This is a genomic window from Pontibacter harenae (assembly GCF_020907245.1).
Classification (GTDB): Bacteria; Bacteroidota; Bacteroidia; order Cytophagales; family Hymenobacteraceae; genus Pontibacter; species Pontibacter harenae.
In genome coordinates this window covers 126,115-135,791 of the sequence record NZ_JAJJWH010000010.1, presented here as the reverse complement: position 1 = coordinate 135,791, position 9,677 = coordinate 126,115, and the positions used below count along the sequence as shown (strand labels likewise).

General features: G+C 44.8%; 7 protein-coding genes. 3 read left to right on the top strand and 4 right to left on the bottom strand.

Features of this window, described 5'->3' with window-relative positions; translation table 11 throughout:
* Positions 1–174: 174 nt before the first annotated feature.
* The 3 genes from LN893_RS07840 to LN893_RS07830 form a co-directional block, all read right to left on the bottom strand.
* Positions 175–3,105, bottom strand: a complete 2,931-nt coding sequence (locus tag LN893_RS07840; RefSeq protein WP_229969254.1) for a DEAD/DEAH box helicase — start codon at positions 3,103–3,105, stop codon at positions 175–177.
* Positions 3,106–3,432: 327 nt separating this feature from the next.
* Complete coding sequence (locus tag LN893_RS07835) at positions 3,433–4,014, bottom strand: hypothetical protein (RefSeq protein ID WP_229969253.1); 582 nt, start codon at positions 4,012–4,014, stop codon at positions 3,433–3,435.
* Between the two features lie 271 nt (positions 4,015–4,285).
* Entirely contained in the window at positions 4,286–6,514 is a 2,229-nt protein-coding gene (locus LN893_RS07830) for an NADP-dependent isocitrate dehydrogenase (protein ID WP_229969252.1), read from the bottom strand.
* 282 nt (positions 6,515–6,796) lie between these two features.
* Here LN893_RS07830 and LN893_RS07825 point away from each other — a divergent pair, with 282 nt between their 5' ends.
* Positions 6,797–8,104, top strand: coding sequence for a GDSL-type esterase/lipase family protein (locus tag LN893_RS07825; protein WP_229969251.1), 1,308 nt, complete (start codon positions 6,797–6,799; stop codon positions 8,102–8,104).
* A gap of 22 nt (positions 8,105–8,126) precedes the next feature.
* Here LN893_RS07825 and LN893_RS07820 read toward each other — a convergent pair whose 3' ends face one another.
* Positions 8,127–8,807, bottom strand: coding sequence for a dienelactone hydrolase family protein (locus LN893_RS07820; RefSeq protein WP_229969250.1), 681 nt, complete (start codon positions 8,805–8,807; stop codon positions 8,127–8,129).
* Between the two features lie 145 nt (positions 8,808–8,952).
* Here LN893_RS07820 and LN893_RS07815 point away from each other — a divergent pair, with 145 nt between their 5' ends.
* A complete protein-coding gene (locus LN893_RS07815; protein WP_229969249.1) occupies positions 8,953–9,381 on the top strand; it encodes a hypothetical protein in 429 nt (142 codons plus the stop codon).
* Positions 9,369–9,617 carry a hypothetical protein gene (locus LN893_RS07810; RefSeq protein WP_229969248.1) on the top strand — a complete coding sequence of 83 codons (249 nt, stop codon included), beginning with the start codon at positions 9,369–9,371 and terminating at the stop codon, positions 9,615–9,617. Before LN893_RS07815 ends, LN893_RS07810 begins: the two co-directional genes overlap by 13 nt.
* Positions 9,618–9,677 lie beyond the last annotated feature (60 nt).

Here is a 9,677-nt window from a genome sequence, read left to right as displayed (position 1 = left end):
GTTTATACGAACTAAGAACCTTAAGTTGACGGCATTGGGGGCTACCCCCCACTCGCTCAACGCTCAAACAGTGGAGCGCTAAAATTTGCACCTGGCAAGGGATTTATGCCCTGTAGCTCTCAACTTTTCTTTTTAGTGTTCAAGCTTGTGACAACCGCTCTTCGTGAGGTGGTGCTAACTATTACTGCTTAAATTTAGCAGATCGTTTTTGGTAAGCGATCGGAAGAAGTTATTATCGGCACTGACTAAATCGGTGGCAAGCTTAGACTTGTTTTGCTGCAGCATCTGAATCTTCTCCTCCACAGTATTAGGGCAAATGAGCCGCACCGCAATTACTTTTTTCTCCTGTCCGATTCTGTAGCTACGGTCAATAGCCTGGTTTTCTACGGCTGGGTTCCACCACGGATCCACTATAAACACGTAATCTGCTGCTGTTAAATTGAGGCCTGTGCCACCTGCTTTCAGGCTCACCAGGAACACACGTGTTTCATCATCCGTCTGAAACTGGTTTACTACTTCGCCTCTGTTGCGGGTACTGCCTGTAAGGTAAGCGAATTTGATCTTGTCCTTTAACAACTCCCTCTTTATCAGCTCCAGCATGCCTACAAACTGCGAAAATACCAGTACCTTATGATGATTCGATACGTTCCGTATTTGCTGCATGAGCCGCTCTATTTTAGCAGAAGCATCGCTGATAAGCTTGGTGTCTCCCGATAGCAAGGGCGAGTTGCAGATCTGGCGGAGCTTGGTGATGCCCCTTAACACGTGCATCGGGTGCTTGATCAGTTCCTCCTCCCCGCTTGCCGTAATGTAATCCCTGAATTCCTTTTCGCAGGTGTCGTATACTTTGCGCTGCTCCTCTCCCATCTCGCAATACAGCACCATTTCGGTTTTATCGGGAAGTTCTTTTGCTACCTCGGCCTTTGTTCTTCTAAGTATAAACGGTCCTATTTTTTGCTGCAAGGCCTGCGCGCTTCTTCTGTCCTTAAACTTATCGATGGGCATGGCATAGGTATTTCGGAAATAGCTTCTGGTGCCCAGCATGCCAGGACAAGCGAAGGAGAGCTGCGCATAAATATCGAAGGTGTTGTTTTCGTAGGGAGTGCCCGTTAGCACCACCCTGTTGCGCGACTGCAACAGTCGGGCAGCTTTGTAACGCTGTGAGTTCGGATTTTTTATATTTTGCGACTCATCCAGAAACACATAGCCGAATGCATATTTCTTTAAAGAAGTAATGTCCGAAACCAAGGTGTTATAGGTCGTGATCACTACATCGCTGGTATCAAAGGCAGCTGTATACTTTGCTCGGTCGGGGCCGTGGTGGATGTGCAGCCGCAGCGATGGCGCAAACTTCTGCACTTCCTGCTGCCAGTTATGTATAAGCGAGGTTGGCACCACCAGCAGGTGCGTTTGTGGCCCCCGTTTCTCCCGCAGCAGCAGTATAAAGGCTATCATCTGCACTGTTTTGCCCAAGCCCATATCGTCGGCGAGGCAGCCGCCAAACTGCAGGTCGTCTAAAAAATTGAGCCAGCTCAGGCCCTGCAACTGGTAAGGCCGAAGCGTTGCCTGAAGGCCTGCAGGAACGGGCAAAGGTTCTAATTTGGAAATATTTTGCAACTGCGACTGGTACCAGCTTAGCTCTTTCTGCACCTCCTCGTCCAGCATGTGGGTTTCAAATAACTCTTTGATAACCGCATAATTCGTTTTAGGCACCCGCAGGTTTTCGTCCACTACCTCCCCTGCCTCAAAGTAACCATGGAGCCGCGCCAGCCACTCTTCGGGGATAACGCCCAGGGTGCCATCGTCGAGCTGCACGTATTTGTTTTTATTTACAACCGCTTTTTTAAGTTGCTTCAGCGAAGCCCTTTTGCGCCCGAACCTCACCTTTACCGTTGCATTAAACCAGTTCAGTCCGCTGGCCACCTGAATGGAAATAACGCCTTTGTGTGGGTTCAGCTTATTACCCTGCAGGTCGTTGAAACCATAAATCGTAACGCCGTTGGCGAATAAGTTTTCGAATGCATTGAGAAACCAGCCTTCATCCAGGAAACGCTTCTTGTGCAGGTAGAAGTACTCCAGCGGGTTTTCGAGTTGTTCCCAGAAGTGCGGGTGCTGCTGCACCAGCAATGCAGTAAAAGCCTCTTCAGCCGCCGCATTTCGCGGCACAAAAAAAGGCCTGCCCATACTGTCCTGGTCGTAAATGAGCTTTCTCGATAGTACAGGAATCTCCACCTCTCCGTAGCGCATGAAAGGGTGCAGCATCACGTAATGCTCCAGATCAGAAAGGTAAATTATTTTTTCAGGTGGCTGATGAAAACCGTTCCGCTTTAGCTGGGCTTTGGTAGCTGGCTTTAAGTAGCTGCGCTCTACTGGTACATGTACCTCCATTTGCGCCAGCACCTGCTGCTGGAAATGCAGAAAAGAATCGTGCGGAAGCTTCAGCTCGCTTTCCTGTTTCTTAAAATAAGCGATAATAGGAGGCAACGCTGGTTTGCCACATAAATACCATTTTTCATCGAGCACTAGAAAATGATCAAATTTAAGCGTGACACGGGAAAGGGCGCAATAGGAGCCATCTATAAAAAGATCGGAGGTAACACTAAAGAACCCCTCCTGCAGGCTCACCCGAACTTTTAAATCTACATCCGACTGCTGCACCTTAACTGGCGAAATAGAGCGGGGCGTTATTTTCTCAGAGATGCTGCTATCGTGGAGGTAAAACTCATACTGCAGCGGGTTACAGACAAGTGCTTTTAAAGCAGCAATGTCGGCAGCGGACTTTTCGTGAAAGTTCTGGAATTTGGTAACTGCGTTGTAGAACTTCAGCACTTCAGGCCGTTCCTCGTTCCAAGCCAGATCAACAGGATTCAAAATAGTGAAAGGCGCTTTTAATTCGCCCGAGTTGCTTAAGGAGCAGGATACTAACTGCGCACTGAAGAGGTTGTAGTACCTGTGCTTGCCAATAACGATGATTGTTTTTGAGTCAGCAGAACCTGCGGCAGGCTCGTTTCGGGAAGCAATGTAGGCCGCAAAATATGCTTCCCCCATTGGGTCAGTTGCTACTGCATTCTCAAATGGCTCGAAATTCTCCTGATGCTGTTTCATTGCTGCTTTCAACTACAAGTTGCAGCAATTGTTACTAAGTTATACTATAGCGGGCTGAAAAAAATATGGATCGGATGGAGGTGTGGTTGCTTTACTTGTTCAGTACTTCTGCCTTTCTTGAAAGTTGGTTCCCAGAACCTACCTCTCTTGCCCTTGTTGTGTGTTTTCACCAACAAGTGTAGTAGCGGTTCAACTTGTAAGTATAGTTGTAGTGGGTGAGATTTTGTTCTATTGTAATGGCTGAAGTGTTTTGTTGTTGGTGAAAACACCAACAACGGCGGGAAGTTAAAGGTACTTATTGCCTTAATTAGACTCCATTTTACAAATCTAAAAGTAAATACCAGTAATTGTTCCATCTTTGTACACAAAAAGCAGCACATCATCAAGATCTGTTACTAGAGCCTTTTGATTGGTTTGCTCTTCATTCTGCTTTGTTTCTTTTTGATACAGACGAAAAAATATTCGATTTTTGTCCCGTGAGTTGTATGAATCTGGATAATTCGCCTGCACCTTACTAACTGGATCTCCTACTTTGTAGTAATTCTTTAATGAATCTTCACTGTCTAGGGTTGAGTTGGTAACAATATGATAATTATTGCTGGTTATGTTGAAACCATGGCCATATCCTTCTATAAAGTAAAATTTAGCACCATTGTAGTTGTATACGGTCATATCAACTTCATCTATTTCTGAATATTCTGTAGTTATACTCATAGGTTTACCCAATGCCGCAACTAAACTTGAAGAGGTGCCCCCAGGACAATATTTACTTCCAGTAGTCGTGCCAGTATTCTTTTTTACGGCTATCTGGTCGAAGTCTAGTTTGTTAAGAGATTGAGCTTCTGCCTTATTGAAAAAGGAAATGAGTAGGAAAGCTAAACAAATCAGGGCTATTTCGTATGTTTTCATAAGTAATTCTAATAAAAAATTATAAAATATTCTACGTTCATTCAATTAATATAAATCTAACTTTTTAGCATGATCTTTCTATGATATCGCGCCTTCTCCACATGCCGTAAGTTTAGTGCCATTACAACTTGCACTCCCACAAGTTTCAAACTTACTATCAAACCTCACCACCTGTTTCTGCTGCGCTCAAACTGGCGGGATGTTTCCCATAGAAATAAAAATGGCTGCCCGATTTCTCAGGCAGCCTTTTCTTGATCAGTTTATACTTCGCTTAGAAGTTAGCTAAAGCATTGTTCAAGGTTTCGCTTGAACGCATAGCTTTGCTTGCTTTTTCGAAATCTGGGTGATAGTAACCACCGATATCTACTGGCTTGCCTTGTGCCGCGATTTGCTCTTCTACAATCTTCTGCTCATTTTCAGTTAATTCCTGAGCTAGTTTAGAGAATTTCGCTTTTAGCTCCTGATCTTTATCTTGCTCGGCCAATGCCTGTGCCCAATAAAGTGCCAGGTAGAAGTGGCTGCCTCGGTTATCGATGCCGCCTACTTTACGAGAAGGTGATTTGTCTTTCTCCAGGAATTCGGCGTTTGCCTTGTTCAGAGCTTCTGCCAACACCTGTGCTTTTTCGTTGTTGGTTTTGTAAGCCAGATCTTCCAGAGAAACAGCTAGTGCCAAGAACTCACCCAGCGAATCCCAACGCAGGTAATTTTCTTCTACAAACTGCTGTACGTGCTTCGGAGCTGATCCGCCTGCACCTGTTTCGAACAGGCCGCCGCCATCTAAAAGAGGCACGATAGAAAGCATTTTAGCACTTGTACCTAACTCAATAATAGGGAACAAATCCGTCAGGTAGTCGCGAAGTACGTTGCCAGTTACAGAGATAGTATCTTTACCAGCCTTGGCACGCTCGCAGGAGTAACGCATCGCTTCTACAGGAGACATTATTTTAATCTCAAGACCGTTAGTATCGTGGTCCTGCAGGTAACGCTCTACTTTCTTGATCAGGTTTGAGTCATGTGCTCTTTGCGGATCGAGCCAGAAAACAGCTGGTGTGCTAGTGATGCGAGCTCTTGTTACCGCCAGTTTCACCCAGTCCTGAATCGCTACGTCTTTTGTCTGGCACATTCTCCAGATATCGCCTTCTTCTACCTGGTGCTCCAGCAAAGTGTTGCCCTCAGCATCTACCACTCTAACCGTACCGCTTTCTGCAATTTGGAAAGTTTTATCGTGCGAGCCATACTCTTCTGCTTTCTGCGCCATCAGACCGATGTTAGGTACTGTACCCATAGTTGTTGGGTCGAAAGCGCCATTTTCTTTGTGGAAGTTGATTACCTCTTGGTAAATACCTGCGTAGCTACGATCTGGAATAATAGCTTTCGTATCGTGCAGCTGGCCATCTGGTCCCCACATTTTACCTGAAGAGCGTATAGCAGCTGGCATAGAGGCATCTATGATCACATCGCTTGGCACGTGCAGGTTCGTAATGCCTTTATCAGAGTTCACCATTGCCAGTGCTGGGCCGTTTTCATAAGCAGCTTTTAGGTCTGCCTCAATCTCGGAACGCTTGTCTTCTGGCAGGCTCTGGATTTTGTTGTGTACATCACCTAAACCGTTGTTAGGGTCTACGCCAATCTCTTTAAAAGTAGCTGCGTGCTTCTCGAATACATCTTTGAAGAAAACCGTAACTGCGTGGCCAAACATAATAGGGTCAGATACCTTCATCATGGTAGCTTTCAGGTGCAGCGACAGCAGCACACCTTCCTCTTTCGCATCGGCAATAGCTTTCTCCAGGAAAGAACGAAGCGCATTTTTGCGCATTACGGCTGCGTCAATTACTTCGCCTTCCTTCAGCGCAAGGTTATCTTTCAGAGTTTTAGTAGAACCATCAGCGCCAACAAACTCTATTTTCACGCTGCCAGCTTTTTCCATCACTAACGATTGCTCGCTGCCGTAGAAGTCGCCTTCCGTCATGTGGGCTACGTGCGTTTTAGAGTCGGAACTCCAGGCACCCATCGAGTGCGGGTTGTTTTTAGCGTATTGCTTTACAGCCTCTGCCACACGGCGGTCAGAATTGCCTTCGCGTAACACAGGGTTTACAGCGCTACCCAACACTTTGGCGTAACGCGTTTTAATTTCTTTCTCCGCATCGTTTTTAGGGTCCGACGGATAGTCAGGAATATTGTATCCTTGCGCCTGCAATTCTTTTATGGCAGCCACTAACTGCGGAATAGAGGCACTGATGTTCGGTAACTTGATAATGTTAGCTTCTGCTGTTTTAGCCAGTTCGCCCAGGTAAGCCAGGTCATCGCCTTGCTTCTGCTCATCTGTTAAGTTTTCAGGGAACGTAGCCAGAATTCTGCCAGCCAGCGAAATATCTCTTGTTTCTACTGCAATGCCGGCTGCTTTGGTGAAGGTCTGCACAATCGGCAAAAAGGATTGTGTTGCCAATGCAGGCGCTTCATCGGTTATGGTGTAAATAATTTTTGATGCTTCTGTCGCCATCTGTTCTTTTAGTTTTAAAGTTATACACTACCAACGGTGGTGGTGAACATAGGTTATCATAGCAAATATAAGATACTTTTTCGTATAGGCTAAGTATAAATATGTCTTTCCTAAGATATACAGCTCAGGATTTTCCAGCAGAATGGTACTTTATCAGCAGATAAGTCAAAACATATATTCAAACTTCTCGTCATAACTAAGTAGTTTCTTACGCTCTTTACCGCTATGGCTTCTCTACTTTTACCCCTTATCCACTTCATCCTAAGAGTTAAGCTCTTCATTATGATTGCTGCACTTTCTCATGTACAGGTAAGCCTGGCCCAGACAAAAATTATGTGTTTGGGGAATTCTATTACGCAGGGGAATGAGGTACATCCTAGTTATAGGTACCTGTTATGGAAAAAGCTTATAGATGCAGAAGTGAACTTTGTTTATGTAGGATCTCATTCCACAAATCGAGATGATAATAAGAAAGTAGAGGTAGAATCGCCTGTAATAGGTTCGGAATATAATGAACACATTTTTACCAATGTAAATGAAGGCCATTGGGGGTGGCGGACAGACCAGATACTTAATGGAAATTCAGGACAACCTACCAAGCTAAAGCTAAGTCAGTGGCTAGAAGGCTATACACCAGACATTGTTTTGATGCACTTGGGTACAAACGATGTATTTGATAATCAAAGTACTAGTAGCACTCTTGAAGAGCTACAACTAGTAATAAGCACCCTAAGATCAGTCAATAAAGATGTTATTATATTAATTGCAAAACTAATTCCTGCAAACAGAGCGTCTTTAGGCGATAAAGATATACCAGAACGGCTAGAAGACCTTAATAATGAAATAGCTAAACTCGCTCCTACTTTGAGTACCACCGAATCTCCAGTGATACTAGTTGATCAGAATAACGATTTTAATCCTACGCCTGGCGTTGATACATGGGACGGTATACATCCTAACACCTCAGGCGAAAAAAAAATGGCCGAAAAGTGGTTTGATGCAATAGTAGAAGCATTAGGTACTGTACCTGTTTCTCTACACAGTTTTAAAGCAAACTTACTGCACACAAACGAAGTGCATCTTTCCTGGCAAACTGCATCAGAAATAAACAACTCCCATTTTGAAGTGCAACGTTCAGGAGATAACGTGGATTTTAGAACAATAGGCCGTGTAGCAGGCGCGGGAAACTCATCCATCAACATTAAGTATACTTTTACGGATAAGGCTGCTCCTGTTAGGCAACTATACTACAGGCTGAAGCAAGTAGACTTTGATAGCACCTTTGCTTATTCTAATGTGGTAGCTGTTCAAAACAGTAACAGCAAGAATATAAGCATTAGCTTGTATCCTACTCTTGCTAAAGATGCTGTAGTGACGCTTCAGGCGGAAGCGCTTCCTGCCAACGAAACAGTGGAGGTTGCTATTCACTCTATAGAGGGGAAATTAGTTAAGAGAACAACAGCACAAACAGACGAAACTGGAAAGCTACTTCTAAAAATAGCCCTGCCGAAAGCTTTATCGGCAGGGCTATATACAGCCAGAACTACAGTGTCTGATCAGTTATACCAGCATAAGTTAATTATAGAGTAAAATCACACTTTTACTCTACTAATTACGGCTGGCTCTGCCGAAGCGGTTGTTGCTTATTCGGGCCAAGGTATTTTCGGAACCAATCGGTTGCCAACTGTGCTGCCATTTCTAACGCTCCAGGCTCCTCAAACAAGTGTGTGGCATCGGGCACAATTTCCACGTCTTTTATACCCAACAATTGGTTTTGTGCCTGTATATTCATTTCCAGCACTTTTTCGTCTTTACCACCTACTATAAACAATACAGGAGAATGCACATCAGCTAAAACTGTATCGGATAAATCTGGGCGGCCTCCGATACCTACTACAGCATCGGCCATGTCACCTAAAGCTGCAGCTGCCCCTAATGCGGCGGCGGTGCCTTTATCAAATCCTAAGAAACCGAAATTATAGTCTTTTGTAACATCATCTTTCTGAATCCAATAGATCGTATCAATCAGGCGCTGGGAAAGTTTCGGGATATCGCGTGTGTTTTTGTATTCCTCTTCCTCCTCCTCAGTAAGCAAATCGAAGAGCAGGGTAGCGAAACCATATTGGTGCAGGTGCTCCGCCACAAAACGATTAGCCTTTCCCAGGCGGCCGCTGTCACCTCCGTGGGCAAACACTACCAACCCTTTTGCATCTACTGGAATCATCAGGTCGCCTACCAAAGTAGCGTCCTGCACATTAATCTGTATGCTATCATTAAAAATATCGTTTGCCATAGCTTTATCTTATTCGTTGTACTGCTGCTTGTCTGTCGCAGCGAGTTTAGCCTTTTTAAGTACGACCTGCTACGCCCAAGGTTCAGCCTGCACAACTATAAAGCACCTGCCATGCGTACAGCAAATTGTGCTCACACCAAACAAAATGAAACACTTACTTTGGTTACTATGTCTGCTCCTTCTTTCGGCCTGTAGTGCTGACAGAGTAAAAACTGATAGCCCTTTGGCAACAGAAAGCACCGATTCCTTGCAGGCACTACAGGAGGAGCCGCAACGCATAAGCAACATGCTTGCTGCTGACTCAGTAGATTTTAACTCCGCTTTTAAAAGATTCTTCATCGCCCTACAGTCAGCAGACACCACAGCTTTGAATAGTTTTATACCTCCTTACCTGGGGCTGTGGGTGATTGAGCAACCAGGCGCAGTTCCGAAAATGACACAGGTGTACGACATCGCACAGTTTAAAAGGCACTTTCAGAGTCGCTCTTTTTTACAGTGGCAGATGAGGTACAGCAATGCAATCTTCAGGAAGAAAGCGGGCCTGCTTTTGACTGTGCCGACATGGACCACGTAAACTCTGGCTACAGTAAAGACGGATGCTTTGTATCCGATCCATCTAAATTTAGGCAAAGCGGCTACTGGAACTATGCAAGCCTTTCCGAAGAGCAAATACAACACGTAAAAAGCTCGTTGCCACTCCTGCAAAAATCGGTACTGCACACCAAATCCTCCTTCGAGTTTCATTTTGGAGTAGTAGACAGCCAATGGCGACTACTTTTTGCAAAGCTAGTTTCACCCTGCAGCGCATAATCAATTTTGAACAACTGAAGTTCTATTGAATAGAAACTGGCACAGCAACAGCTTATCACT